The 26,587-nt window shown below is 38.7% G+C and carries 22 protein-coding genes and 1 pseudogene; 10 read left to right on the top strand and 13 right to left on the bottom strand.

Annotated features, from left to right (window positions below; translation table 11 throughout):
- Positions 1–184 precede the first annotated feature (184 nt).
- Complete coding sequence (locus G8Y84_RS00275; RefSeq protein ID WP_103158945.1) at positions 185–736, top strand: hypothetical protein; 552 nt, start codon at positions 185–187, stop codon at positions 734–736.
- Positions 737–1,136: 400 nt separating this feature from the next.
- Entirely contained in the window at positions 1,137–2,729 is a 1,593-nt protein-coding gene (locus G8Y84_RS00270) for a solute:sodium symporter family transporter (protein ID WP_037576163.1), read from the top strand.
- A gap of 373 nt (positions 2,730–3,102) precedes the next feature.
- Here G8Y84_RS00270 and G8Y84_RS00265 read toward each other — a convergent pair whose 3' ends face one another.
- Positions 3,103–3,786, bottom strand: coding sequence for an acetolactate decarboxylase (locus G8Y84_RS00265; protein ID WP_103158946.1), 684 nt, complete (start codon positions 3,784–3,786; stop codon positions 3,103–3,105).
- A 338-nt stretch (positions 3,787–4,124) separates the two neighbouring features.
- Between G8Y84_RS00265 and G8Y84_RS00260 the strand changes: the two genes are divergently transcribed.
- Positions 4,125–5,078 carry an ADP-ribosylglycohydrolase family protein gene (locus G8Y84_RS00260; protein ID WP_107378402.1) on the top strand — a complete coding sequence of 318 codons (954 nt, stop codon included), beginning with the start codon at positions 4,125–4,127 and terminating at the stop codon, positions 5,076–5,078.
- Between the two features lie 65 nt (positions 5,079–5,143).
- On the opposite strand, the gene G8Y84_RS00255 is transcribed toward G8Y84_RS00260, so the two are convergent.
- Positions 5,144–6,082 (bottom strand): ketopantoate reductase family protein, encoded by a 939-nt coding sequence (locus tag G8Y84_RS00255; protein WP_165806031.1) that lies wholly within the window; start codon positions 6,080–6,082, stop codon positions 5,144–5,146.
- A gap of 184 nt (positions 6,083–6,266) precedes the next feature.
- Between G8Y84_RS00255 and G8Y84_RS00250 the strand changes: the two genes are divergently transcribed.
- The 3 genes from G8Y84_RS00250 to G8Y84_RS00240 all read left to right on the top strand — a co-directional run bounded on the left by G8Y84_RS00250 (position 6,267) and on the right by G8Y84_RS00240 (position 10,709).
- Complete coding sequence (locus G8Y84_RS00250) at positions 6,267–7,700, top strand: MDR family MFS transporter (RefSeq protein WP_210433424.1); 1,434 nt, start codon at positions 6,267–6,269, stop codon at positions 7,698–7,700.
- Between the two features lie 24 nt (positions 7,701–7,724).
- On the top strand, positions 7,725–8,951 hold the full coding sequence (locus tag G8Y84_RS00245; protein WP_103158949.1) for an ArgE/DapE family deacylase: 1,227 nt from the start codon (positions 7,725–7,727) through the stop codon (positions 8,949–8,951).
- A 363-nt stretch (positions 8,952–9,314) separates the two neighbouring features.
- A complete protein-coding gene (locus G8Y84_RS00240; protein ID WP_103158950.1) occupies positions 9,315–10,709 on the top strand; it encodes an MFS transporter in 1,395 nt (464 codons plus the stop codon).
- Positions 10,710–10,842: 133 nt separating this feature from the next.
- On the opposite strand, the gene G8Y84_RS00235 is transcribed toward G8Y84_RS00240, so the two are convergent.
- From G8Y84_RS00235 to G8Y84_RS00225, 3 genes are all read right to left on the bottom strand, one after another.
- Positions 10,843–10,929 carry a hypothetical protein gene (locus G8Y84_RS00235; RefSeq protein ID WP_375713371.1) on the bottom strand — a complete coding sequence of 29 codons (87 nt, stop codon included), beginning with the start codon at positions 10,927–10,929 and terminating at the stop codon, positions 10,843–10,845.
- Positions 10,930–11,193: 264 nt separating this feature from the next.
- Positions 11,194–11,295: a type I toxin-antitoxin system Fst family toxin gene (locus tag G8Y84_RS00230; protein WP_107358294.1), complete on the bottom strand. Its 102-nt coding sequence runs from the start codon at positions 11,293–11,295 to the stop codon at positions 11,194–11,196.
- 320 nt (positions 11,296–11,615) lie between these two features.
- Entirely contained in the window at positions 11,616–12,974 is a 1,359-nt protein-coding gene (locus G8Y84_RS00225; RefSeq protein ID WP_103158951.1) for an alanine/glycine:cation symporter family protein, read from the bottom strand.
- A 397-nt stretch (positions 12,975–13,371) separates the two neighbouring features.
- On the opposite strand from G8Y84_RS00225, the gene G8Y84_RS00220 reads away from it, so the two are divergent.
- Positions 13,372–14,967: a xylulokinase gene (locus G8Y84_RS00220; protein ID WP_165806030.1), complete on the top strand. Its 1,596-nt coding sequence runs from the start codon at positions 13,372–13,374 to the stop codon at positions 14,965–14,967.
- A 138-nt stretch (positions 14,968–15,105) separates the two neighbouring features.
- Here G8Y84_RS00220 and G8Y84_RS11530 read toward each other — a convergent pair.
- Positions 15,106–15,192, bottom strand: a pseudogene (locus G8Y84_RS11530) (aggregation-promoting factor C-terminal-like domain-containing protein); the annotation flags it as partial.
- Between the two features lie 119 nt (positions 15,193–15,311).
- Here G8Y84_RS11530 and G8Y84_RS00215 point away from each other — a divergent pair.
- Complete coding sequence (locus G8Y84_RS00215; RefSeq protein WP_069191686.1) at positions 15,312–16,583, top strand: mechanosensitive ion channel; 1,272 nt, start codon at positions 15,312–15,314, stop codon at positions 16,581–16,583.
- Positions 16,584–16,625: 42 nt separating this feature from the next.
- Here G8Y84_RS00215 and isaB read toward each other — a convergent pair whose 3' ends face one another.
- The gene (isaB, locus tag G8Y84_RS00210) at positions 16,626–17,111 is read right to left on the bottom strand and encodes an immunodominant staphylococcal antigen IsaB family protein (protein ID WP_037577400.1); all 486 of its coding nucleotides are present in this window, start codon (positions 17,109–17,111) and stop codon (positions 16,626–16,628) included.
- Between the two features lie 374 nt (positions 17,112–17,485).
- Positions 17,486–17,722, bottom strand: coding sequence for a hypothetical protein (locus G8Y84_RS00205; protein WP_037577403.1), 237 nt, complete (start codon positions 17,720–17,722; stop codon positions 17,486–17,488).
- A 544-nt stretch (positions 17,723–18,266) separates the two neighbouring features.
- Here G8Y84_RS00205 and G8Y84_RS00200 point away from each other — a divergent pair.
- A complete protein-coding gene (locus tag G8Y84_RS00200; RefSeq protein ID WP_051605030.1) occupies positions 18,267–18,920 on the top strand; it encodes a poly-gamma-glutamate hydrolase family protein in 654 nt (217 codons plus the stop codon).
- Between the two features lie 284 nt (positions 18,921–19,204).
- Complete coding sequence (locus tag G8Y84_RS00195) at positions 19,205–21,766, top strand: YfhO family protein (protein WP_210433423.1); 2,562 nt, start codon at positions 19,205–19,207, stop codon at positions 21,764–21,766.
- A gap of 224 nt (positions 21,767–21,990) precedes the next feature.
- On the opposite strand, the gene G8Y84_RS00190 is transcribed toward G8Y84_RS00195, so the two are convergent.
- The 5 genes from G8Y84_RS00190 to pgsB are packed head-to-tail and all read right to left on the bottom strand — an operon-like array spanning position 21,991 to position 26,553.
- The gene (locus tag G8Y84_RS00190; protein WP_105963283.1) at positions 21,991–23,589 is read right to left on the bottom strand and encodes a gamma-glutamyltransferase; all 1,599 of its coding nucleotides are present in this window, start codon (positions 23,587–23,589) and stop codon (positions 21,991–21,993) included.
- Entirely contained in the window at positions 23,573–23,863 is a 291-nt protein-coding gene (locus tag G8Y84_RS00185) for a hypothetical protein (RefSeq protein ID WP_037577412.1), read from the bottom strand. The genes G8Y84_RS00190 and G8Y84_RS00185 overlap by 17 nt, the downstream gene beginning before the upstream one ends.
- Positions 23,853–24,923, bottom strand: a complete 1,071-nt coding sequence (locus tag G8Y84_RS00180; protein WP_105963284.1) for a CapA family protein — start codon at positions 24,921–24,923, stop codon at positions 23,853–23,855. The genes G8Y84_RS00185 and G8Y84_RS00180 overlap by 11 nt, the downstream gene beginning before the upstream one ends.
- 14 nt (positions 24,924–24,937) lie before the next feature.
- Positions 24,938–25,390 carry a poly-gamma-glutamate biosynthesis protein PgsC gene (gene pgsC / locus G8Y84_RS00175; RefSeq protein WP_037577418.1) on the bottom strand — a complete coding sequence of 151 codons (453 nt, stop codon included), beginning with the start codon at positions 25,388–25,390 and terminating at the stop codon, positions 24,938–24,940.
- 2 nt (positions 25,391–25,392) lie between these two features.
- Entirely contained in the window at positions 25,393–26,553 is a 1,161-nt protein-coding gene (gene pgsB / locus G8Y84_RS00170) for a poly-gamma-glutamate synthase PgsB (RefSeq protein WP_105963285.1), read from the bottom strand.
- Positions 26,554–26,587: the final 34 nt, after the last annotated feature.

Raw genomic sequence — 26,587 nt, 5'->3', positions numbered from 1 at the left:
TTCATCAAGAACAGAAGTCACTTTTTATACTTCTCGTTTCTCCTTTTTGGAACGTCACTTCTTTATGCTTTATTTAGGAATACACTATTTTAAGTTGAAAAAGAGACACACAACGATGATGAGACAACAAAAGTTTTAACTTAAGTGATGGATCATTCTTGAAATATACATTCGAGGTGATTTCATGAATATTGGAATAACTTTAGTCAGAAATTCGGTACCGATGATTGCGTACTACAAAAACAAATTAAAGGAACACGGTTGTGATGAAACGTATGTCTATTACTGTGATGCGTTTTACGAGCCATTCACGATTGATGATTTGGAGTTCGTCAAAGCACTCACACCGGGCGATACGGTCACAACAGTCGAACTGACGACATTGTGTAATTCGGTAGAAACGTTCGAACAGCTTTTAAGAATGTTTCAACGTCGTAATATTCATTTCAAAGTGTTGGATCACAAATTCGATTTTTCGCCTGAGGATTTAACGGACAGTGTGATTGAAGAATTGATTGGTTATTTTGAAAGTGAATATCAACAATATGGCTTTATTGTTGATGAACAGTTGGTTGACTTTGGACGTTATCGTTTTACGCCAACAGAAGTAGAAGAAATTTCAGAACTGCTCGAACAGCAATCTCTCACGTCTTTAGCTCAAGAGACAGAGATTCCTAAGACCACGCTCGAAACTTTCCTCTCACTCTACAAAGAACATCAATTGTATGCTTCCTAATGTATTTTCAATGCCTTAGTGTTTAAGTCCATTTGAGGATTCTACTGACTCATGAGAGGGTTCTCCATAGTCACTTACTATTAAATTTATTTTATTACTATATTTATTTTATTATTATTTAGAATCTCTACCCCAGCATTGATATGTTTTTCTTTTAAACGTAAAAACTATATTTCGACTATGGGGGCCCCTCTCATGAGAGAAAGGAGACTTTCTTTTCAGTAGGATCCTCTCATTACAAAAACCTTCCTTTCACACGAGTGAAATGGAAGGTTTTATTTTTTTGGTTTGTATATCTATGTTTTCTTTTTTTAATTATGGATAGAACAAATAGGATTAAAATTTATTGGAGGTTTAAAGCGATGTTTGTAAGTTGTCGAATCTTTCGGGGGTGGTATGAATGAATGGATTTTCGTTGATATCTTTTCTTGTGGTTGTCATTGGTGTCGGTCTTTATGCGTTTAGGCGGAGCCGACGGGTAGATACGGACAATGCGGAAGGCTATTTTATGGGTGGCCGAAGCTTGTTTGGTTTTACGATTGCTTCTACTATTATTATGACCAACTTATCAACAGAACAAATTGTTGGTCAAAATGGTCAAAGTTTTCAAGCGGGTATGGAAGTGATGGCTTGGGAAGTGACGGCAGCGATTGCAATTGTTATTCTCGCATGGGTCTTTTTACCCCGTTATTATCAATATGGTATTGACACAGTTTCAGACTTCATTGCGTTGCGCTATGATAAATTTACACAAAAGTTAGTCTCTTTTTTATTTATTTTTACATATGTTTTTTCTTTTTTACCGGTGGTCTTGTATTCTGGGGCACTCGTTTTTGATAAAATTTTTCGGGTGAGTGAAACATTACATATCAGTCAGCTCACTGCCATTATAATTATTTCAACGTCTATCGGTGTAGTGGGGATGATATATCTTTTTGTTGGGGGACTGTCTTTAAGTGCGTTCAGCGACTCGATTTATGGAGTAGGTTTGTTGATAGGGGGCTTGGCTATTCCCATTATTGGTCTTTATCTATTAGGTGAAGGACACTTATTAAAAGGATTGGATCACATTGTGACGCACACGCCTGAAAAACTGAATGCGATTGGCGCTATAGATTCAGACATTGTCCCTTGGCCGACACTGTTCTTTGGAATGATGTTCAACAATTTGTTTTTCTGGTGTACCAATCAAATGGTGGTACAAAAAGCACTTGCTGGTCGAAATTTGAAAGAAGCACAAAAAGGTGCACTTTATGTCGGCGTATTTAAAGTGTTTGGGGCGCTCTTTTTAGTGTTTCCTGGAATATTAGCTTTTAATTTGTTCGGTCAACAAATTAAAAATCCAGACAATGCGTATCCAACATTAGTGAATATGGTGTTACCGGATTGGTCTTATGGATTGTTTGGGGCAGTCATTTTCGGAGCGATTTTGAGTTCATTTGTAGGTTCTTTAAACAGTACGACTACGTTATTTACGTTAGATTTTTACAAAGAGATGTTTCATAAAGAGGCGTCAGAACGGCAAGTGGCACGCGTTGGACATATCGTGACATTGGTCGTGGGAGCCATTGTTGTCGTTATAGCCCCACTTATTTCGCTATTTCCGCAGGGCCTTTATGCGGTGGTTCAAGAATTTAATGGTATTTACAATATGCCCTTGCTTGTCCTAATTTTAGTTGGCTTCTTTTCTAGAAAAATATCCAACATAGGGGCGAAAGTGATGTTTGTGAGTCATGTGGTACTTTATGTGCTCTCTAAATGCTTTCTTTCAGAAGTGCATTATCTTTATGTATTAAGTGTGTTGTTCTTTGTTGATTTAATGATTTTATGGCTATTTAATCGCACTCGGCCGACGAATACGTTTGATTTGAAATCTGTTAATGCGAAAGTTGATTTAACTCCGTGGAAATATCGTTATGTACTGGGAATAGGGGTGATAGGTTTAGTGGTTGTGATGTACATTCTTTTTTCTCCTATAGGGTTTGCGCACTAAAAGCCACCCTTGACCTGAGGTGGGGTGTCAAAGGTGGCCCGAAATAGATATGAATGTGACAGTCAGATATACAGGGGGAGCATACAACCTATATTGCCTATTGAAGGATCAAAGCAGTTGCAACTTAAGAGGTAAGCACGTCGAGGGACAAAGCGATGTCGTGTCGGACGTTTCAAAGTTGGGGTCCCGATAAGCGCGAATCGTTCTCCCCCTCACAGTGAAATGAGTATCTTCAAATGTGACACGTCGGTTTATTAGATGAGTGTATGACGGCTGTAAAATGTGAGGGTCTTTTCAACGTAAGATGTCTATTCTGTGTTGTGTATCTCGGCGTGCGTAGGTTCAATAGGCAAGGGAAGATGTTGTACTATGATCAGGAGTACAGCGCATCTCCATAAGGTGTTGTCAACGTGACCCCATCAAAGACGTCCATCGTGAGGGTTGCTGTCTCTATCTTAAAATCAATGACTTTCCCTTGGATGTGCGCGCGTTCGGAATGAAAGTAAGCCATTGTCCCTGTCGGATGGAGTCCATGATAGGCCATAGGTGTGAACAACAGCACCATGTCACCGGTAATGTGGCGTTTTTCATATTCGACGTGTTGACGTTCCTGTGAATAGAAATGTTGACGTCGGTCCGTTATAACAGGTTGTATGCTTACACGGACGTATGAAAAGGTGCCGCGAATGAGTGCCATCGAAAATTTGGCTTCATTTGGGATTAAGCGTGTAAATTTTTTGTAGGTGTCGCGTGCATTTATCTGTCTAAGCGACCTCATTCGTTGTGGGAAAAATTGTCCAACTAGGGCGTAAGGAAGTGTACAATCTAAAGTGAGGGGCGTCATCTCTTTTTCTGTATTGATATGCCAAGCTGCACCGTTTAAGATGACCATTTCACCATCGGCATTGGGTAAAGTGCCAAAGCCATAGTTGCCGTGCCGTAATAGTGCTTCTAGTGTAATGTGACTATTATATTGGCCATTGGCTAACGTGTGGTAGGTGCCCACTTGATATAGGTAGCGGGCGGGGAATGTGTCAACCGAGTCTTTCGCAGACATGATTTGCACCTCCTGATGTTTGAACAAGATGACATGTGCTAAGAAAACATAAGTTATGTCTGAAATTAAGTGTAACAAAACTAAATATTTTCTATGATTTGATTATAAAGCCTTTCGATAAAGAATGCAACATAAATTTTCGGATTTTTCTAAAAACTTAATGAAAATGTGTCCATTATTAAGTTGGTAGCGAGAAGAAGCGCTTAAGCGTCGCATTTTTCACATTAAATATGAAAATTATATCGGCATAAAAAATAACACAAAGTCTGTGTTTTTCATGATTTTTAGTGTATATAATAAATAAAAGAGCCTATCGATGGAGAAAGGGTGTGTTAACGATGCCGGTCAATCAGTTAAAAGGATTAATATGGGGAGGCATTGTGGGAGATGCGCTCGGTGTGCCTTTTGAATTTCGTACAAGAGATAGTTTTTCTGTGACAGATATGGTCGGTTATGGCACGTATGATTTACCGCCAGGCACGTGGTCTGACGATACGTCCATGACACTTTGTACATTGGCCCATTTAAATGAACAGACGGATTTAGAGGATTTAATGCAGAAATTTGTGGCTTGGACGACAAAAGATTATATGACGACGCCTTCAGGGATGTTTGATATAGGGAATCAAACGTCAGAAGCATTGCGTACGTGGTCACGTTCAGGTCTAGCAGCGACGGTATGTGGGCCAAAGTCTGAATATGCGAATGGTAACGGCGCCTTAATGCGTATTGCCCCCGTGCTTTCATTGACGTATCACCAACCGTTAGACGTTCAATTTCAAATTGCTGAACGTTATTCGTCGTTAACGCATGGGCATATGCGTTCGATTGTCGCTTCATTTTTATATTTAGTGGTGTTAGAACATCTCGTAGATGGCATGTCGCTTAAAGAAGCACTGTCCAGTGTCAGAGATAAGGTACAGCCGTTTTTCGAAAATCACGCTGAGGCCCAACACGAATATACGACGCATTACGAAGCCGTCTTTCAACCTGATTTTGACAAGCGTGCACGCACAGAGATTGCGTCTTCTGGTTACGTCGTTGATACGTTTCAAGCGATGATTTGGTGCGCACTTAAATATGAAGATTTTGATTCTGCGACATTGGCAGCAGTGGCGTTAGGCGAGGATACCGACACGATTGCCTCATTAGTAGGACAATTAAAAGGGCTTGAACTTGGCGTAGAGGCCATCCCTACAAATTGGATCGAAACAACACGCAGTCACGAAATCATCAATCACGCTCTAAACCCTTGGGTCGCCCAATGGACAGATGAAGATGCTAAAACATGAAATGCTCAAATTACTTCAAAATACACACAAACACCCCATCCGTATGGAAGATGGGGTGTTTGTTTTTAAGCTTTAACGTGCGTCATTTCAAGTTGGTGAATCAAATGTGTCAGCATATCATTGTTCGGTGTGCCAATTCCGAATTCGCGACCATAAGCACTAATCTGACCGTTTAAGTAATCCACCTCTGTGTAACGTCCATGATATAAATCTTGATGCATCGATGGATAGTGTAAACCTTGTGTTTCTTTCGGGTAGGCACCTTCTATTTTTTGAATGAGTGTGTCTTTGTCGAGTGTGATTTCTTTGGCACGTGCGACATTGACGATTTCTTCAACAATCGGTTCGATTTGTTTGCGTGCATCTTTGTACTCTCCAAATTCGAAAATGGTTTTGTCGAGAATCGTACAGAGTGGGTTGAGCACACTATTTAATGTTGCTTTTGTCCATACGGTTTGAAGGACGTTGCCACTCACATGGGCATTCAAGTCCGCTTTGTTGAACATGTCTGCGATGGCTTCGGTACGTGTATCTGAGGCACCATCTGCACGTTGTAAATCAATACGGCCAGTCCCTTCTAATAAAATTTGACCAGGTCCACGAAGTCCTGCTGTCCACATCGTAACTGCTAAAAAGACTTGTGATTTAGGGACGATGTTGGCAAAACGTTCATCATGACCGAGTCCGTTCATCATTGTCAGAATCGCAGTATCTTCATGAATCGCACCACGATCGAGTAAGGCTTGAATCATGGCTTCAGATTGCATGGCTTTCGTTAAAATGACGATTAAATCATAGGCCTTGTCAGCATCTTCAGGTAGGCATGCGGGAATGTCGATGGTGTAAGTCTCTGTTTCAGTTTGAATTTCAAGTCCGTTGGCATTGATGGCGTTGACGTGCGCTTCCCAAAAATCAATAAGGGTCACGTCATAACCTGCTTTTTTGAGTTGACTTCCGATGCGGCCACCCATGGCACCCGCGCCGGCAATTGCGATATGCTTCATAGTAATTCCCCCTTAGATAGACTGATGTTTGAATCTAGCGTAAATTTAATTTTTAAGGATGTCAATCAAATGGACGAAAAGTTACCAAATTTATAATAAAGTTCCGTATAACTAGATTTACGAATAAATGGTTTGCTTTGCTAACTACAAAACGTTAAAATATATTTTGTGAAAATAATAATGAATGGGGGTTAGCAATTTGTCAGAAGGCTTGACGAAAGGCAAACGAAATTTAATCGTTACGATTATGCTTTTAAGTGCATTTGTAGCGATGTTAAATCAAACAATCTTAAATACAGCGTTACCAGCAATGATTGCAGACTTAGGAATTCCAGAAACGACTGCACAATGGCTGATAACTGGATTTATGCTTGTGAACGGTATTATGATTCCGTTGACGGCTTTTTTAATTGATAAATATTCGACAAGACAGCTTTACATTTTTTCAATGGCTGCCTTTTTAATTGGATCTATTGTAGCGGCATTCGCACCATCATTTAGTATTTTAATGGTGGCTCGTGTGGTACAAGCGATTGGTGCCGGAATTTTATTACCATTAATGCAATTTATCGTATTTATGGTGTTCCCAGTTGAAAAAAGAGGATTTGCGATGGGGCTTACAGGAATCGTCGCACAATCTGCACCTGCGATTGGACCAACACTTACAGGGGTGCTCATCGACTTTTCAAGTTGGCATTTGCCATTTATCGTCGTTGCGGTCATTTCATTAATCGCCTTTGTAGTGGGAATTTTCTATGTGGAAAATTTAGGCCAATCCAAACCTACAGTGCTTGATAAACGTTCAGTCGTTTATTCTACGATTGGATTTGGACTTATCCTTTATGCGTTCAGTATCGTAGGACATGTTGGACCACTTTCTCCTTTATTTATCATCAGCTTGATTTTGGGTATAGCAATAGTAGCCATCTTTACAATGCGTCAATTACGTATTGATAATCCTCTATTAAGTATGGCTGTGTTCAAAAACAAAACATTTACTTTATCAGCTATTGCATCCATGATAATTTACATTGGAATTGTTGGACCCGCATTATTAATCCCAATTTATGTCCAAACAGGACTTGGATTATCCGCCTTTTTATCAGGGATTGTTATTTTACCGGGTGCGGTGGTCAATGCGTTTATGTCCACATACACAGGTAAAATCTATGATAAATATGGCGTGAAAGTCCTCGTCATTCCGGGATTTATTTTATTAATTATTATGACCATCTTGCACATTTTCTTAACGGCACATACACCGTTTTGGTATGTCGTTTTAATTTATGCGATACGGATGTTCTCAGTAGCGCTACTCATGATGCCACTCAATACAGCAGGCTTGAATGCTTTAGAAAACAAAGAAGTGTCCCATGGGAATGCGATTATGAACTCACTCCGTATCATTGCCGGTGCGATTGGGACAGCAATCAGTATTACAGTACTGTCCATTGTGTCACGTAACTTCATGGCTGAACATGGTTCTTCAGCAGGGGCGTTACGTCAAGCCACAATTAACGGTGTCGACGCTGCATTTATCTTCACCACAGTCTTAATCGTCATTGGATTTATTCTTTCACTCTTTATTAAAGAAACAAAAGCAAAATCAGTAAACTAATTTCAATCAGAAAGGATGTAACAAATGAGTGTATTTACAAACGAAGAAAAGGTACAAATTTTAAAAGATGTTGTAGGTATTAAAACTGTGAATGACAATGAGTTAGAAGTGTGCCATTACTTTAAAGACTTATTTGAAAAACATGGCATCGAATCACGTATCGATATGGTCAAAGGACAACGTGCCAACCTCATCGCAGAAATCGGTGAAGGGTCTCCTGTATTAGGGATTTCAGGTCACATGGACGTTGTAGCTGAAGGCGATCACGATCAATGGACATACGATCCGTTTACTTTAACTGAAGAAGAAGGTTACCTTTATGGACGTGGTGCTGGAGATATGAAATCTGGCCTTGTCGCATTAGCTTTAGCTATGATTGAAATTAAAGAAAGTGGCGCTTTGAAAAAAGGAAAAATTAAATTTATGGCCACAACTGGTGAAGAAATGGAACAACTCGGTTCTAAACAATTATACGAAAATGGTGAAATGGATGACGTAGATGCGCTAGTGATTGCAGAGCCATCAGAAAAAATGCTCGTGTATGCGCACAAAGGATCTATGGACTTCCGCATCACATCAAATGGTAGTGCTGCCCACAGTTCTATGCCGGTCATCGGTCAAAATGCGATCAAACCATTAATGCAATTTGTTCAACACATTGATGATGAATTTGACAGCATTACTAAAGAATTACAATGTGAGCGTTTAAACTTCGATACATTTTTAGAACATATTAAACCAAGATTAGCTGAAGAAATGGACATGGACGAAGTGTCTCGCATTTTATACGGTTTAGTCATTACAAATACTATCTTTAACGGCGGTACACAAGTGAACTCTGTCCCAAGTCAAGCGACAGCAGAATTTAACGTACGTACTGTTCCAGAATATGACAACGAACAAGTTAAAGCTTTATTCAATAAATATTTAGATCAAATGAACAACAACGGCGCAAACCTTGAACAAGACGTCTATCTCGATCTTGACCCTGTATTAACTACAGGTGACAACGACCTTGTGCGTTTAGGTGTTGAAACTGCAGGTCAACACTTTGACCACGAAGTCATCGTGTCACCAACAGTCGGTGTAACAGATGCTTCAAACTTATTACGTGGCAAGGATGAAAACTTCTCATTTATGATGTTTGGTCCAGGTGAACGTGCTCACCAAGTGAATGAACGTGTGAGAAAAACGTCTTATTTAGGATTTATAGACTATTATGTTGATTTATTTACTAAATATTTAGCATAATAGAGTTGAACGGAACTTTGACATCACTTTGGAATCAACCCCATTAGCATTCAATAGAAAATAGACGCATAAGTTACCGGAGGAAGGAGAAGGGGGAGCTTAAGTTGCGATCTCAGGCTTAAGGTCGCCCTTCTCCTTAATAGAGTTGAAAGCGTTTACTTTTCAGGTGCTTTCGCGCATTGGATATGGGACAATGTGTGAATCAGCTTCTTTAGTCAAAGCGTCTTATCACGCGCGTCGATAAATCATTAATTGTAGGGTGTAAAAACGGATTTATTTTGACAAAGCACAAAAGAAGTAGCATCATATATTTTATGTATTACGCTTGATGCTCCAAATTTACTAAAGGGATATGATGAAATAATGGAACACAATTCAGAGTATGAAGGAACAGGGCGATTAATATTAGGGATCGTTCTCGGGGTTATTACGTTTTGGTTATTTGCGTTATCATTAGTGAATGTTGTGCCGACACTTCACAAAGAACTCGGTACAAACTTTGGGTTAATTAACGTCGCAGTCAGTCTGACATCACTCTTTTCAGGGATGTTTGTTGTAGGGGCTGGCGGTATTGCAGATAAATACGGTCACGTTAAAATGACGTATGTCGGGTTAGTCCTCAGTGTGATAGGTTCATTAGTTATTGTATTTTCACCCCATATTTGGCCTATGATTATTGGTCGTGGGATTCAAGGACTCTCTGCCGCATTTGTGATGCCGGCCACATTGTCTATTATTAAAGCTTACTACCATGGACGCCATCGTCAAGCGGCGTTAAGCTATTGGTCTATCGGTTCATGGGGGGGTGGCGGTATCGCCTCATTCTTCGGTGGAATGACCGATACATTTTTAGGATGGCGTTGGATCTTTATTATTTCCATTGTCGTTGCGATTTTATCAATGATTTTAATTAAAGGTACACCAGAAGTGCCACGTCGTAAAGAAGTGACAAGTCAAAAATTCGACTTTGTCGGTTTAGTCTTATTCTTAGTGTTTATTTTAAGTTTAAACTTAATTATTACACAAAGTTCTGATTATGGCTTCGGTTCACCGTTTATCTTGTCATTGATTGCGGTCTTTATCATTTCAATTGTCGTCTTTATTATTCTTGAGAAAAAACGTAAAAGTCCATTAGTCGACTTTGAAATCTTTAAAGATAAAGGATACACTGGTGCGACATTATCTAACTTTTTAATGAACGCTGTCGCAGGGACATTAATTGTCGGCAACACCTTCGTTCAAGAAGACAAAGGATTTACATCAGCACAAGCGGGCTATTTATCGATTACATACTTAGTCATGGTCTTGATTACAATTCGTGTCGGTGAAAAAATCTTACAACACCTTGGGGCGCAAAAACCGATGTATATTGGTAGCTTATTGAATATGGTGGGGATTATTTTAATCTCTCTCACATTTTTACCAACAACGGCATATGTCATTGCCTGTGTAATCGGCTACTTCATTTACGGTTTAGGTCTCGGTTTATATGCGACACCTTCCATGGATACCGCCATTGCGAATGCGAGCGAAGAACATATTGGTATGGCCTCAGGTATATATAAAATGTCTTCTTCCCTCGGAAATGCCTTTGGTATTGCGATTTCGACAACGATCTTTGCGATTGGCACATCCGCATTTAACCTTCAAACAGGGGCAATGTTTGGATTATGGTTTAACGTGATCATCGCCTTTATCTCATTTTTACTCGTTGCCTTTCTAATACCAAAATCACAAGGCGTTCAAATAGAAAAATAGAAATAGACGATTTTTTGTTTTGGCATTTTCATACGATAAAGTGCTAGAATGCATTTAACAAAGACGTCGTGCATGATGCACCCCCCTTACTACTCGTGGTAGTGAGGGGGTTTTTTTGCGTTGCAATAGGCGCCTAGTTTATCATATTGTTGTGATTGCGTAGCCAACACGAAATTAATTCGACAATCCAACTACTGATGACTGTAGACATGATGTGCACAAGGATTTTACACTTCCTTTCTACGTCTAAATTGACGTCTGAGAGGAGGTGTGTTTACATTATTATAGCACTTGTATCTTAGGGGTTGTATCGATAGGAGTTTAAGCGTGAGTTCACGCAATTGATCTAGAATGGCTCAATATTTTTGCATTTTCCCACTAGACAGTGTTATAATTTATTCAACAAAAGTTTCGTGCATAATATGCACCAATCCCCCTCACTACTCGCGATAGTGAGGGGGATTTTTGGTGTGGCTATAGTCGCCTATTTTTTCTTATCATTGCGGTTGCGTAGCCAATGCGCAAATAAAGCAACGATACAACCACTAATAACAGTGGTTGTGATGTGAACAAAAGTTTCGAACATCTAATATGCACCTCCTCTCTACGTCTGAATTGACGCCTGAGAGATAGGCGACTTCATTATTATAACACCTGTACCTTTAGAATCGTATCCACTTTTGGAAAGTCTGTGGAGATTGATAATGTACTTTCAAACTCTTTCAACTGCCATGCCGAGAAAATTTATTAATGATCGCATAGAACCATTAACGCTTCCACTAAACAATGTTAGAGTTAGTTAACAAAAATGTCGTGCATGTATACATCAATCCCCTCACTACTCGCGATAGTGAGGGGATTTTTGTTGGCTATTTTATACAACTTAAACTATAAGTCTCATAGAAATTAATCACGCTTGCCTTTATAGTCTCTAAAAAATTCTTGAGTCAGTCGTTTGACTTGTGGCGCAAGCATGAGCACAGCGATAATGTTTGGGATTAAAACGATGGCTAATGCCAAGTCTAACAAATTCCATAACTGCGTTCCGACGCCGATGGCTCCGATGACGATGGAGACAGTATAGATGACTTTCATTAATGTGCCGGCCCATAAGCCGAATAAAAATTCTGCCATGCGTGAACCGTAGTACATCACAACGATGATTGTCGAGAATACGAAGAAAATCATCGAAATTGAAATCGTTGCGCTTCCGATACTACCAAAGGCATCTTCATAGGCACGTGCTGTAAGTGCGGCTGCTTTTTCTTTGGCATCACTTGCAGTATAAACGCCAGACATTAAGACCACAAATGCCGTTGTTGAACAAATTACGAGGGTGTCGACAATGATTTCACTCACAGCCCAGAAGGCTTGTCGCACAGGGTGATCTGTTTTGGCTGCAGCGTGTGCAATAGGGGATGTCCCTAAACCGGCTTCGTTAGAATAAATCCCACGCGCAAATCCCCAACGAATCGTTGCGGCAAGTGCTGCGCCGAAGCTACCTCCGAGTGCGGCATCAGGGTTGAAGGCTTTTTCAACAATTAATGCGATGACGCTTGGAAAATGTTGAATATTCATAATAATAATGATAAAGCCTAAAATTAAATAAATGCCGACCATAATTGGAACTAAAAATTCAGTGAATGTCGCAATGCGTTTGACACCGCCAAACACAACGAGTGCCGCAAGTGCCGCAATCACAAGGCCTGTGATGAGTTCGTTGACGTTGAAAGTATCATGAACTGTACTTGCTACAGAGTGTCCCTGTACCATGACACTTGGGATAATTTCTATCGCTAACGCAAAGGCAAAAATCGACGCAAAAATCATGCCGAGTTTTTTATTTTTAAAGCCATTCTTCATGTAGTACGTTGGTCCGCCGACAAATTCACCTTTCGCATTTTTCTCACGATATTGAATACCGAGTACGTTTTCACTAAATTTCAGTGCCATCCCTAAAAATGCGATGACAATCATCCAAAAGACCGCCCCCGGGCCACCCATCATGATGGCGGTAGGAACGCCGACAATATTGGCTGCACCGACCGTTGAGGATAAGGCCGACGTGAGCGCTTGGCGCGGCGTGATCGTCCCTTCTCCTCGAGGTTCTTTGTTAATACTGCCGAAAGTTTGTTTCATAATGTAACTGAAATGCCGAAATTGAACGCCTTTTAAATAAATCGTTAAAAACAAACTTGAAAGGAGCAACAATCCGACAATCGGAAAACCCCATAACCAATCTGTAAATGCTACAATCGCATCCATAATTCTCCCACTCCTTTTTTACAGTTCACAGGTGATACAAAACAATAATAATAAGGAAAAGACAATTATTAGCGGTAAACGCTTACATTTATGTATACTATTCCTGTGAAATTGTATTCTAAATTTCCATACCCCAAATATGTGTTTATAAATATAATGTAAAACATATGCGCTCAGAAATTAAGTCTTTTTTACAAAATTATTGTAAAAATTGCATTTAAACGCTGACGCTCATTCTAAATATGACGCTGTCAAGTTCGAACGAAAATGAATTTTGGACTATGATTCGTTAACGGCGCTTTGTGGGTAAAGTAGGTCAGCATATACTTTTTAATGTCATAGAGAAATATAAATGGTTCGAGCATAAGAGAGAACTACATCGAAGGACGTGAAAAATTTGGGAAATCATGCAATAAATCAATGGCTCACATCAGGTGAGATTACGGTAGGGATTGAACTGGGCTCAACGCAAATTAAAACGGTGGCAATGGGACCGGACTATCAACCGATCGCATCAGGTGTGTATACATGGCAAAATCAATGGGTGGATGGCTATTGGACATATGATTTAGAGACCGTGTGGGAAGGGATTCAAGAAAGCTATCGATTGATGGCACAAAATATCGAAGCCCAATGTGGCGCGTCTCTCACAAAACTTCGTGCCCTTGGGATTAGTGGCATGATGCATGGGTATCTCGCTTTTAATGGAGAAGATGAACTGCTTGTGCCGTTTCGCACGTGGCGTAATAACCATGCGAACTTTGCAAGCCGCTTGTTAAGCTATCAATTTCAAGTGAATGTGCCTGAACGTTGGAGCATTGCGCAATTTGAACAGGCGATTATGAATAAAGAACCTCATGCACGTGAGGTCGCTAAACTGATGACGTTGGCAGGCTATGTGCATTGGCAACTCACAGGAGAACATGTGAGTGGAATCGGTGATGCTTCAGGGATGTTTCCGATAGATAAAGAAAAACACTACTATCGCGCTGATTTGATGGATCGTTATGATCGTTTGCTTGTAGAAGAAGGGTACGAACAAAAAATCGAAACGATGTTACCTCATATTTTAAAAGCAGGAGAATGTGCGGGCCATCTTACAGAAGCAGGCGCAAGTCGCATTGATCCTTCTGGCCGTCTTGAGGTAGGCGTTCCACTATGTCCACCTGAAGGAGATGCAGCGACAGGCATGGTGGCGACAAATAGTGTGAAACCGAAAACAGGGAACGTGTCGGTAGGGACAAGTATTTTTGCGATGTTTGTGTTAGACGCCCCGCTGTCTCGACCTCATCCAGAAGTAGATATTGTGAGTACACCGAGTGGTGAAGATGTCGCGATGATACACGCAAATAACGGCACATCAGAAATTGATGCCTGGGCAGAGGTGTTTGGTGAGTTGTTAACTGCTATGAATGTTGATTTTGATAAAGCCTCACTGTATCAACAGATGTTTCAAGCATTGGACCAAGCTAATGAAGATGCAGGTCAAATGCTAAGCTACAATTATGTGGCGAGTGAATTTATTACAGACGTCAAACAAGGCACACCGGCTTTTTTACGTCACCGTGACAGCCAGTTTAATTTGGCCAACTTTATGAAAAGTCAGGTATACAGCACATTTACAACATTGAAAATAGGACTCTCTCAATTGAGTGATGAAGAATATTTGGATATTGATGTGGTGACGGCGCATGGCGGCATGTTAAAAACCGTCTCAGTGGCGCAAGATTTAGCAGCGGCACTTGAAACCCCAGTCCAAGTGATGAAAAATGCGCATGAAGGTGGCGCATGGGGGATTGCCTTATTGGCGAGCTATATGTCAGAAAAAGAGAGACTGACACTCGATGGATTTTTAGATCAGTATGTGTTTACGGATGAAGCGGTAGATACGTATCCTCCTGAAGAAGCACGCGTTGATGCTTTTAAAACGTATACCGCACGCTTTCAAAAAGGATTACGCGCGCAACGAGAAGCTTACCAACTCTTTGTATAAAACTAAGTAAAATCAAACTAAAGCTTTATCATAAGTGAAAAGCCATCAAAATTTACGAACATAAATTTTGATGGCTATTTTCATATGATTTATTTAAATACTCCATCTCTATTTTTATAACATCATAGTTACAGCTTATCACCAGCCGTTAAGGATACGGAATTGAATGGCATTGTCGATAGAACCATAAAGATTTTTCGCGTAGTTGATCATACCTTTGGTTTGACCTCATCCACGATAATCCAAAAAGATTGTTTAAGCAAATATTTATATTTTTGTGATTATTTTACTTTAACGAGGGTACAAAAGAGTTAGAGAAATTAAATTTTAAGGAGGCTGTACATATGAACAATGTATGGAGCACGTTCAAGGGGGCAATTGAAACAATTGTCAATTTCATCCCGAACTTAATCAGTGCCATTTTACTTTTATTATTGGCATGGATTATTGCAGTAGTGGTGAAAAATATTATCGTTAAAGGTTTAAATGCACTTGGTGTAGATAAATGGTTAGAACGTAAAGGCTTAGTTAACAATCGTCCAAATGACGGACAGCAAGGTAAACGTTCTGAATCAGAAGGTTTAATTCGTACACTTGGCAAATTAGCTTATTTCTTAGTATTTTTATTATTCTTACCGCCAGTATTTGATGCGTTAGGTATGAAATCAGTATCTGAACCAATCAAAGGTATGATGAACAGCGTATTTGAATTCGCACCACGCATTATTGTTGCGGTGATTATTTTAGTATTAGGTTTATTCATTGCTAAAATGTTAGGTTCATTAGTGAAAAACTTACTTGCAAGCTTAAACGTAAGTCGTTTCAATCACTATGTGAACTTTGGTAAAAATTCAAGAGACGGTATTGATATTCCAGAAGCAACAGGTTGGATTATCACAGTATTAATCGGTTTATTCTTTGTTGTTCAAGCATTAACAACAGTAAACTTAGAAATTTTAAATGGTATTGGTAAAGCAATCATCGGTTACTTACCATTAGTGATTTCTGGTTTAATCATTTTAGGTCTAGGTCTTATCGGTGGTAACATTTTAGCGAAACTTGTTCGCCGTGCGACAGGTCATACATTACTTGCACAAGTGGTTAAATATTTATTAATCATTGTGGCTGTATTTATGACATTAGACCAATTAAACTTTGCACAAAGCATTGTTAACGTTGCGTTCTTATTAATCTTAGGTGCTGTCGCTGTTGCATTTGCAATCGCATTTGGTATCGGTGGTCGCGGTTTTGCTGAAAAACAATTAAACAGTCTTTCAAACCGTATCGAAGAAGACAAACGCAACCCAGACTATGGTAATACAGACGAACCATTATTCGGTTCAAAACAAAATAACGCTTACAACAACTATTCAGATGCGCATTATGACAATAATCACTATGATAACAATCATTATGATAATGCACATTATGAAGATCAGCACTATAACAACGCATCTGCAAACGATCACTTTGAACATAGCGAATTTGATGCTGACCAACGTGAAATTGAACGTCGTCAAGCTGAACAAAAATCAGACTATGTAAGAAATGACGAAGTAGAAGAACGTCGTGAACAGCGCCGTGAACGTCGTCGCGACCCACGTGATCGTCACTAATAAATAAAGCCTAGAAGCAGTTTTGCTTCTAGGCGTTTTTGTTTAGCGGCCGTTGAATACCGTTATCATTGTTACTTGATGATATGCTTCTGTAAATTCAAGGGTCGCATTTTTGTATTGGTAACGATAGACTGTGCCTTGTTCAGATTCAAATACTTTTGTTGGTTTTCCATAGGTTGCTTTCACTTTTTCAATGGATGTGCCTTTAGAAACAGGGAAGGTAATACTACTTGCGGTTTTGCCTGAAACGACAGCGATACTTTGGTCATTAACTTTTTGATACTTGATGTTCTTCGTGTTGAAAGGCGCTGAAATTTTGTAGCCATTAAATGACAGGCCTCTATGTTGTACCGCATTTTTAAAATGGCTGTTTAAGAAAAATGCACCTCCATATTGCGTTTGACCATTGTAAACATACCAAGGCGTTGTTGTAGCGTTCGTAGTGGCTACAGGAGCAATTGCTTGTGTACCTAAAAGTGTTCCAGTTGCTAATGTTGTCGCTAGTAAAACTTTTGAGAATTTTTTCATAAAAGCACCTTCTTTTTTATTATTACAATTCTATTACATTATTACAAAAATATTACTAGTGCGCAAGTAGAAACACTATGATAGCTTTTGGGGAATTTATAGGTAATTAGAATTGGAAATCCGAGGACGCATTAAAGCGGATGAGGATATAAACACTTATATATATTTGACCGATGTTTAATAAGTCTTTGCTTAGTCTTCAATCAAATTGGTGATAATTTTTTCACATCCATATTATAAAATATTTCACCTTAGTTTTACTTATTTAACTTACATCAAGAAAGCCATCATAGTTTATCCGAAGATAAATTATGATGGCTTTCTAAAATTGGCTAGAAACTATATTCTAATTCCGAAACATGTAAAATTCTTTTTTACATGTATTGTGAAGCTAAGTTTTGATATTCTTCTTGGCTTAACCCTTTGTAAGGAGTGCTTTGTGCGTTGTCATTGGTTTGAACAGTTGCTGTGTGAATATCATAGTCTAGAGAAGAAGCTAAATCATTGTATTCTTTTTGACTAAGCCCTGCTGCTTGTGAAGTTCCGCTTGCAAATGACGCTACACCTACTGCTAATGCTCCTGCTGCAACAAATTTAGTTAAATTTTTCATACATAATCACCTTTCTCTATTTGGTATATAAAGTATACTAACATAGAAGGTATTATTTTTCAACCCCAATGCTTCGAAATCGTAATATTTTTTGAAATAACTCAAAAAAAAGTTCATATAAACGCGTTGGAATGCCATTAAACAAACATAACGAATGCATTATATTGTGTATCTTTTACAAGATGAAGTTTTTATGAAAGGGGGGAAAGATGTATGAGGCCAACATGAATTACAAAATATTCATTTAAATTTTACGGTTAATAATATATATACAAAGCTTTTTCGATAGGAGATCCCTTGAAAAAATAAACGAACAGAGTAGCTGTAAATGTAAAAGTTTGTTAATTAATTCGCTTCATTTCTGATTTTATGATTATAATGTGATAATGATGTGAATATATATAACACAACGACAATTAAATTTGTTTGTAAAGATTTGGAGGTAGATTATATTAGTTAATTAAAATTTAAAAGTGGGGTGTTTTATTTCGTGAAAAAAATGATAATATCACTGTTATTAATATTAGGAATAATGGGGGTTAATATGGCGTATTTAACTTACTTTTCGACCCCAAGTCAAGCAGATGATCACTATGCATCAATGAAAGCCTTGATGAAAGCGACAAAAGAGGGCGAAGATTGGAAAATTCGGACGAAAGACGAAACAAATGCGACAGTGATTGTGGCACCGCATGGGGGAGGTATTGAACCAGGGACATCGGAAATCGCAGAAGATATCGCTGATAAAAGTCAGTCAGGCTTTTATACATTTGAAGGGTTACGAAGAGCAAATAATTCTGAGCTCCATGTGACTTCGGTCAATTATGATGAACCAAAAGCACAAAAAATGGTCGGTCAGTCACAACGTACCGTTACAGTCCACAGAACGAGCCGAGACGAAGCGGATGTCTTCATAGGTGGACGTGATACTAAATTAAAACAAATCATAACAGAAAAATTGTCGGACAAAGGGTTCAAAGTGAAACAAGGGACAGGTAGTATTGCTGGAGAAGGGGTCAACAATATTACGAATATGAACCAACGTCAAGCAGGGGTTCAATTAGAAATTTCAAGTAAAACCATACAACGTTTCTTTAAAAATGGAGACTCGAGTCGAATGGCCCGCGTACAAGCAGCCAACTGGAGTCAAACGATGCAAGATTTTACAAGTAGTGTGGCAGAAGCTTTAAAGGCTTAAGCGTATGACATTTATCACAAAATGATGACGAGACGCAAATATGCGTTATCGTCATTTTTTATCACGTTTTAATTCTAAAACAGCGCTAAAGATTGTATGATTTTTCAGTTTTATGACGTTTTAAAAATCGTATTAAATCGCATGATTTTAAGTGCATCTCCTGATGTTTTATAGTATCGTAACAATGTTGAAAATCGTATAGACAGAGAAAGAGAAGGAGGTCGAGTCCCATTCGACATTTTCAACAACAGCTACAACGATTTTTAAAAATTGCTTTTTTCAGTTTGATTCTCGCAACTGTGTTATTTATTCCCTTTTTTTATAACACCTTTGTCAATGGCATCGCATTTGCTGGAAAAGGGGATGGATTTAGTCAACTGATCCCGTTTCAAAAATATTTATATACACGCTATACTGAATTCAAAAGTTTTTATGATGTCGGCTTTGGATTAGGTGGCGATTACACGAAAGGGCTGTCTTATTACTATGCGACGAGTCCTTTAATGATGCTTTATTTTTTCGGGGTACGCCTCTTTGACCTCATGTTTCATTTGCCGACAGAGGAGATGACGTTTTGGGCGAAAAACCAAGTCATCCTTTCATATATACGTGTGTTGCTTACGACGATTGCAAGTTACTATTGTTTTCGATACATACAACCAGAGCGCCGACTTTTTGCGATTTTGGCCACCGTGATGTATGCCGTATCTGTCGTGACGATTTATTTTAATTTTACGTGGTCCTTTTATGGTGAGGTTTTAATCTTATTGCCATTGTCACTTCTTGGCATGGAGCGCTTTTTTAGAGAACGTAAAATAGGACTATTTATTATCGCCATCGCAATCACATTATTTGCGAATTTCTATTTTGCCTATTACGAAATGATTATTCTGGGATTTTACTTTATTTATCGGACGATTGTGCCGCATTCCAAAGATATCGTTTCCCGTATGCAAAAACTGTGGATGTTAGCAGTGGCTGCCTTGATGAGTTTAATGATTGGCAGTATCGGTTTTTTTACAGGCATTTCAGCTGTGATGGAAAATGATCGACAAATCAATCCACACTTAAGCATGTCCTTGTTTATTGATTTTGCGGAGAAATATCATATTTTTTCTAACGGCTTTTATATTACGATTTCAACAATTACGTCTATCGCTTTATTTGCGCTGAATCTTTATAAATATTATTATTATCGCTTATTTGCGATACTCACATGGGTTTTATTAATCGGGTCGTTAACCCCGTATTTTGATAGCTTTTTCAATGGATTTTCACTTCCAGCAAGGCGCTGGATTTACATTTTATGTTTATCCTCGAGCGTTCTTATCGCGTTATTCATACGTCATCTCTCAGAAGTGCATCTCAAACAATTGATGATGACCGCTATACCGACTGTCATTGTCATGGCGTTGATGTATACGCATTATGATGCCACGATGAACTGGATGTGGGTGACGTTACTTATCATCATCGTTATGGGTGTGGTATTGTGGCAACGTCAATGGATGACGCACCGAGCCATGTATTACGTATGGATTGGATTGATATTACTACAACAAGCGATGATGATTGTCGATTATCACCAATCGCATATGTCTATATATGAACGACCGATTGCCTCTATGACAAAAGATAAATATCATAGTGAAGCGCTTCAGAAAGAATTTGACCAAATTCAGCATAAAGGAAATCCATTTTCACGCATTGAATATTTATCATTTTCTGCGCTGAATTCGCCATTTATTTATGGCTATAATGGCTTGTCCATTTATTCAAGTTTATTTAATGGCGATGTCCTGCATTATTATGATAAAACAATGCAAATTGCGCAGCCGATTGATAAAAACAGTACGCATCGTTTATTAGGAAATCGAGCGAACTTAATGGCTTTATGGGATGCGAAAGATCGTTTTAAAAATCCTAAAGATGACAATCTTCCGTATGGGTTTGAAACAGAAAAAATAGTGGATGGAAAGGATAATCAATATCAATATTCAAAAGACATGATTCATTATCCAAGTACCCACATTACAAATAAAGTGTTTGACCCTAAAGATTTAAAATCACCGATAGATCGTGAACACGCGATGTTACAAGGGGTCGTCTTGAATGATGGCACGAAACCTAACAGTCAAATTCAAGAAAGTACCAACTACAAAAGCCTTGTCGAAACGAACACGAAAGATGCTGATTTTAAAGAAGGCCAACGTTTCTTAAAAGTAGCAAAAGATGAGGGTGGTTTAGAACTTAAAGTTCCTAAAACAGTCGCTGAAGATAATGAAGATTTATACGTTGAAATGGATTTAGAAATGGTCACACCGAAAGATAAAGCACATCAAGTAGCACTGAACGAATATAAACAAAATCGCAGTTCGTTAAATTACACGTATCGCCGTGCGGTCACACCGATTACTTTCCGTGTGAAAGCCGATGAGACGTTACGACTAAGACTTTCAAGAGGTACGTACCGATACCATCTTAAAGGGGTATATGGTGAAAACTATGAAACGCTCAAATCCGCGACGAAAGAAGTACAAAAAGTAAATGTCAAAAATACAAAAGACGGCTATGCGTTTACCAAAAATAAACAAGATTCGGGTTATCTTGTCGTACCGACCCCTTACGTTGAAGGATTTAAAGCGGCAGCGGATAGAAAATCTGTGGACGTTAAAAAGGGGAATGGGATGCAGACAGTGATTCCTGTTAACAAGGGACAAGAACACATCGAATTGACGTATACGCCACCGCACCGAACATTGTTATGGATAGTGACAGTCATCGGTATCATTGTTGGCACCATCTATACACTTTGGATTGCGAGACGGTTTAAAAAGCAACAATAGTAAGTGGCTTCAATGAAAAGGATTTTAACTGTCTACAAAGCATGAGTTTTGTAGGCAGTTTTTTCGTGCAGGTGTTTAGGGAGGTTATTTTAAGTGAACTAGCATACCTCGTGCTTAGAGACATTTTCAAAGCATGGAGAAGTTTTGAGTAAAAGGGCTATATGCCAAAGTAAGTTAACATGATAAAACAAAAGACGACACTCGTTTGAGCGTCGTCTTTTTGGTTATCTGACTTCTACGTCTTGGCCGGTTTCAACTTTTTTATCTTTATTAAAGTAAGCCGCTCCTTGGACACTACCGTAATTTGGATTATCTGAGCTGTTCTGCGTCTTATAACCTAATTTTTTGAACTCTTTAATGTTGTCTTCATTCATACCATTTTCATAATAAATGGTATCGCCATCGTTATAAAAACGTGGTTTTTCAATAATGTCTTGGAGTGAGCCTTTATCACGTAAATACTGAGACATTGTTTGTTGCAGTAACGTTGGAACTTTGTTACCGCCAGGTGTGCCTGTACCAAAGTGGTAATTTTCACCTACTACAATCATAGGTGAGATGTAAGAGCGTGGGGTTTTATTAGGACCCCCTTTGTTGTCGCTTGAAGGTGACTTAGAGAAACGATCAAGTGCATTGTTTAAGAAGAAGCCTTGTTCGGTATATTGACCGTTACCAAAGAAATTATTCAACGTGTTGGTTGAGCTAATCATCTTGCCGTCTTTATCAATAACGACGAAATGTGAGCCTGCGGTATTGGCTTCACCTTGTAAATCAAATTTATTTTTAATGTCTTTATATTCTTCTGCGTGATTTGAAAGGTAAGCATCGTTCAGTTTTTGTTGTTTAATCGGTTTTTCGTCATTGACGATGTAACGGTTTTTAAAGTTCACGTTACGTGCTTTTACAGTACCGTCCACATAAGATTGTGGAGTATCTTCGCCTAATTCACCGTTAATCATTTGATCGATTTTGAGTGATTGTAATGTGAAAATACCGCCGGTTGGGTTTGGTGATGTGTAGACTTGGTTGCCTAAATATTCTGTCGCAATCGGCTTTTTCTCTTTTGTTTTAAAGTCTTTGAAGTCTTGTGCGTCTAAGTTGCCATTTGTTTGTTCAGCGATTTTAGGACCGAGCTCTTTGTAAAAGCCGTCTGCACCGTTATCGCGAATTGTTTTTAACGTATTGGCCAAGTTCGGTTGTTTTACAACGTCACCGGCTTTTACGACTTTGCCATCTTTGACAAAAGGTGATTTTTTATCGACAATGGCGCTGTATTTTAACAACATCTTTTCTAAATCTGTATTGACTTGGAAACCATCTTCCGCAAGAGGAATGACGTAATTTAAAATTTCCTTCTCGCTCATTTTTCCTTCTTTCGCATGCATATGAGACATCCCACTTACAAAGCCGGGTACCCCGATTTGGTCTCCGTTTTTGTAATAGTGAGAAGAAACGGCATTATAATCATAGACTTTTGGTTTGTCTCCTTTATGACCAGAGTATGAGAGGGTTGTTCCTTCGCCCCCTAAGCCTGCCGCAAAGGGTTCTGTCACGGCTAATGTGTAAGCCACACCGTAAGCGGCATCGGCTGAGTTACCGCCGTCTTTAATGATTTTGTTGCCGACTTGTCTTGCGATTTCGTTGTTTGTCGACACGCCATATGATTTTATAGCGTTATCGTTAGAATCTTGAGATGCCAGTTTATTTTCATATAATTGGTCTTTATCGACTTGTTCCTCACGATTAAGATAATAAAATCCTACCGATGCGATAATCATGACAATTAAAATCACACCGAGTAATTTTTTATTGTAAATACTCATGGGATTGACCTCCGTCTAAGGCAACCTGTTGGTTATTTTGCGATGTCGTATCAGCTGGATGTGATTGAGCTTCTTTGAGTGACGCATGAAGTTCTTCACTTTTGTTTTCTGTTTGTTTAGCGGTAGGTTGTTGTGAGACGTGTCTTTCTTGTTTTAAATCGTGTTTTTCATATTTATCTAAAGTGTCATTAGCATTACTGTTGATGATTAAGAAGAATATGCCGCAAATCAGCAACACGATAACACCATAAAGAATGTAGTTTTTAGTTCTCATATGTGTAACCTCCATTGGTTTCTTTTAAATTAACTGATGGGCTTGAAATACGGTTAAAGAATTTTTGTTTTTCGATCGCGTTCATATTGTCTTTAGTGACTTGGTCGCCAGTCGTACGAATCGGAGTGATTTGGAATTTGTTTTTATCTCCATTCATTGTATGTTGTACAGCGATGCCTTTTTTGTTTTCAGATAAGAATTTATCTGAAGTCACGTTACCTAAGCTGTAAAAAATGCTTGAACCTTTGTAGTTTTCGATTTTTTGAACGACCGTATTATGACCGACCACCACATCGGCACCCGCATCAACGAGCGCACGACCGTATTGTTTTTGACGGTTCGTCACGTTAGGTTCATCAGGAATCCCCCAGTCGACATTGACAATTACCACATCATTATCTTTTTTAAGTCTTTGAACGAGAGGCATAAAGATTTTAGGTTCAAGGGCGATAGACGTTGTGGCTTTACGAGGATCCATGTATTTTGAACTGACATCTGTAAACGACACACTTGCCACTTTTTTACCATGAACGGTTTTATTTGTGATTTTACTGTTTAATGGGTTAGACCCATTTCCTGTTGTGAAGTTGTAGCCATGTTTGGCATCGGCTTGTCTTGTGATTTGTTTGATTTGTTCAAGGTCCACAGAGTTGTTTGTTAAATTGATCGTGCTTAGACCTAAATGGTTTAAGAAATTAATATTTTTTAAGTTTTTATCGATGTTACGTTTTGGATCTTTTGCGAAGTTATTAACGTTTAAGCTGGCTGTGGCATAGTCACTTTCTTTAATAATGCCTGAGACCGCGCTAAACATATTTTTCAAGTCGTTTTGACGAATATTTTCATTTAATGTGATGTTACCGAGGTACGTCAGGTGTAAGCCTTTATCTTCTTTACCAAAGACGTTAACTTCTTCAGTTTTAGTCGTAAGCATAAAGAAGACGAGCAACCCAATGGCAATCACTGTCACGAAAATCATCAATAAGGAATTGTGCTTTTTTTGCGTTTTAGAGTTGCGGAGAATCCGTTCTTCTAAATTTAATTTGTTCTTTTTCGACATAATTTAGCTCCCTTTTACTTAATAAAGCTATAAGCGAATAGAATGATATAAGTCATACCTGTCAGCAACATACATGATGCGAGTGTTGTGATTGTCCCTTGTTTTTGAATTGTGTTGGCGATGATACCAGGAATAACGATACCAATCCCTGAAAGCTGCACAATTTCAAAAGGGGTGAGTGGATAAATTAAATCAAAGAGGAATTTAAGAATCATCCCTGTTAAAATCATCGCTGCGAATTTACGACGTCCGTATAAAATAGCGACACGACTTACACCGTGGACAACGATGAAATATGTAAGACAGCTAATCACTAAAATTGAAAGCAACATGATTGGCTGATCAAATATCAAAGCCAAGTAACCCGGAACCACCAGTCCTGCAGGCGTAATTCCAAATTTTTCGGCGAAGATTAAACTTAATACAATACCTACGAATAGCGAGAAATATAACTCTGAACCTATCAAAATTAATCCAACCCTTCCATTAAATTAATGACTTGTTTACCTGTGCCGTGAATATTTCCGACAGTGAAAATTAAGGCTTCATGACATTCTTCAAAAATCGCTTGTTCTACTTCACTAAATGGACGACCTTCAAAGTTTAAATATTTTTTATTAGGACGTTCATTTTTCATTGCTTCTGTGACAGCCTGTGTACTCTTACCGACACAAATGAGCGTGTCATATTCGACATTTGTAATGAAGTTTTCTGCGAACAATTTCGTTCTATCGAGTCTGTCTGCACGACAGTTTAAAATAATAACAATCTTCTTGAATGGATATTTATAATCTATAACTTTTTGTAAAATTGCTTTTGTTGATTTGGGTTCATTTGCGGCAAACGCGTTGACGAAGACATTTTGCGTATTATTTTTATCGAAGTACTTCACGCGAACAGCACCACTATCTGGCGGCGCATTCAACATACCATCAATCATTCTGTCTTCTTTAATACCTACTGCTTTGGCAACACCTAAGGCAATGGCGACGTTGTCTGGGAAGACGATGTAGTCAAAGCGACGTAATAACGCTTCATCAATGTCATCTTTATCAACGACAATGGTTTCTGTATTGCGTTGATCTGCAACTTTTTTGAAAAAGTCCGTGTATTCATCTTTCATGACGACAAGTTTTCCATTATAAGGAATTGTTGCGGTAAATGATTCAGCCACATCGTCTAAGGTGGGACCTAATGTTTCCATATGGTCTTCCATAACATTAACGATGACCCCTATATTGGCTTTTAATAGTTGTTTCTGGAAAATAATTTGATAGTCAGGGTTTACAGCCATACATTCATTGACGATGGCTTCTGCGCCTTCCTTATTCACTATTTTCAAAATATCCCTTTGTTCCCCAATATTTGGACCTTGAGGTTTACGTACAACCGGAAACTCTTCATCTGTATACCAGTAAAGCATACGTGCATCTGTTCCAGTGGTTTTACCGATGACCTTCATATGGTCTTCTCGTAAAATTCCGTAAATCAATCGAGTAATCGTTGACTTACCACGTATCCCGTTGATGTTAATACGAACAGGAATACTATTGATGCGTTTGTTATGGACATAAATTTCTCTTATGGCCAAAACTAAAATCAAAGCAGTAAAGAAAATTACCAAAAACAATTTTTTCACCTCGTTTTAATTTGTCACCCCGCTA

Source organism: Staphylococcus sp. 11511212 (assembly GCF_011394755.1).
In the GTDB taxonomy this organism is placed as follows: Bacteria; Bacillota; Bacilli; order Staphylococcales; family Staphylococcaceae; genus Staphylococcus; species Staphylococcus chromogenes.
Note: the sequence above shows the minus strand (reverse complement) of the source record. Positions and strands in the feature narration are given on the sequence as shown.

Coding starts and splice junctions, on each gene's coding strand:
- G8Y84_RS00250 (WP_210433424.1), top strand. CDS start 6,267: ATGGGGGTTAGCAATTTGTCAGAAGGCTTGACGAAAGGCAAACGAAAT.
- G8Y84_RS00190 (WP_105963283.1), bottom strand. CDS start 23,589: ATGAGTATTTACAATAAAAAATTACTCGGTGTGATTTTAATTGTCATG.
- G8Y84_RS00225 (WP_103158951.1), bottom strand. CDS start 12,974: ATGGATGCGATTGTAGCATTTACAGATTGGTTATGGGGTTTTCCGATT.
- G8Y84_RS00245 (WP_103158949.1), top strand. CDS start 7,725: ATGAGTGTATTTACAAACGAAGAAAAGGTACAAATTTTAAAAGATGTT.
- G8Y84_RS00270 (WP_037576163.1), top strand. CDS start 1,137: ATGAATGGATTTTCGTTGATATCTTTTCTTGTGGTTGTCATTGGTGTC.
- G8Y84_RS00180 (WP_105963284.1), bottom strand. CDS start 24,923: ATGTCGAAAAAGAACAAATTAAATTTAGAAGAACGGATTCTCCGCAAC.
- G8Y84_RS00265 (WP_103158946.1), bottom strand. CDS start 3,786: ATGTCTGCGAAAGACTCGGTTGACACATTCCCCGCCCGCTACCTATAT.
- G8Y84_RS00240 (WP_103158950.1), top strand. CDS start 9,315: ATGGAACACAATTCAGAGTATGAAGGAACAGGGCGATTAATATTAGGG.
- G8Y84_RS00205 (WP_037577403.1), bottom strand. CDS start 17,722: ATGAAAAATTTAACTAAATTTGTTGCAGCAGGAGCATTAGCAGTAGGT.
- G8Y84_RS00185 (WP_037577412.1), bottom strand. CDS start 23,863: ATGAGAACTAAAAACTACATTCTTTATGGTGTTATCGTGTTGCTGATT.
- G8Y84_RS00230 (WP_107358294.1), bottom strand. CDS start 11,295: ATGTTCGAAACTTTTGTTCACATCACAACCACTGTTATTAGTGGTTGT.
- G8Y84_RS00200 (WP_051605030.1), top strand. CDS start 18,267: ATGGCGTATTTAACTTACTTTTCGACCCCAAGTCAAGCAGATGATCAC.
- G8Y84_RS00255 (WP_165806031.1), bottom strand. CDS start 6,082: ATGAAGCATATCGCAATTGCCGGCGCGGGTGCCATGGGTGGCCGCATC.
- G8Y84_RS00260 (WP_107378402.1), top strand. CDS start 4,125: ATGCCGGTCAATCAGTTAAAAGGATTAATATGGGGAGGCATTGTGGGA.
- isaB (WP_037577400.1), bottom strand. CDS start 17,111: ATGAAAAAATTCTCAAAAGTTTTACTAGCGACAACATTAGCAACTGGA.
- G8Y84_RS00275 (WP_103158945.1), top strand. CDS start 185: ATGAATATTGGAATAACTTTAGTCAGAAATTCGGTACCGATGATTGCG.
- G8Y84_RS00215 (WP_069191686.1), top strand. CDS start 15,312: ATGAACAATGTATGGAGCACGTTCAAGGGGGCAATTGAAACAATTGTC.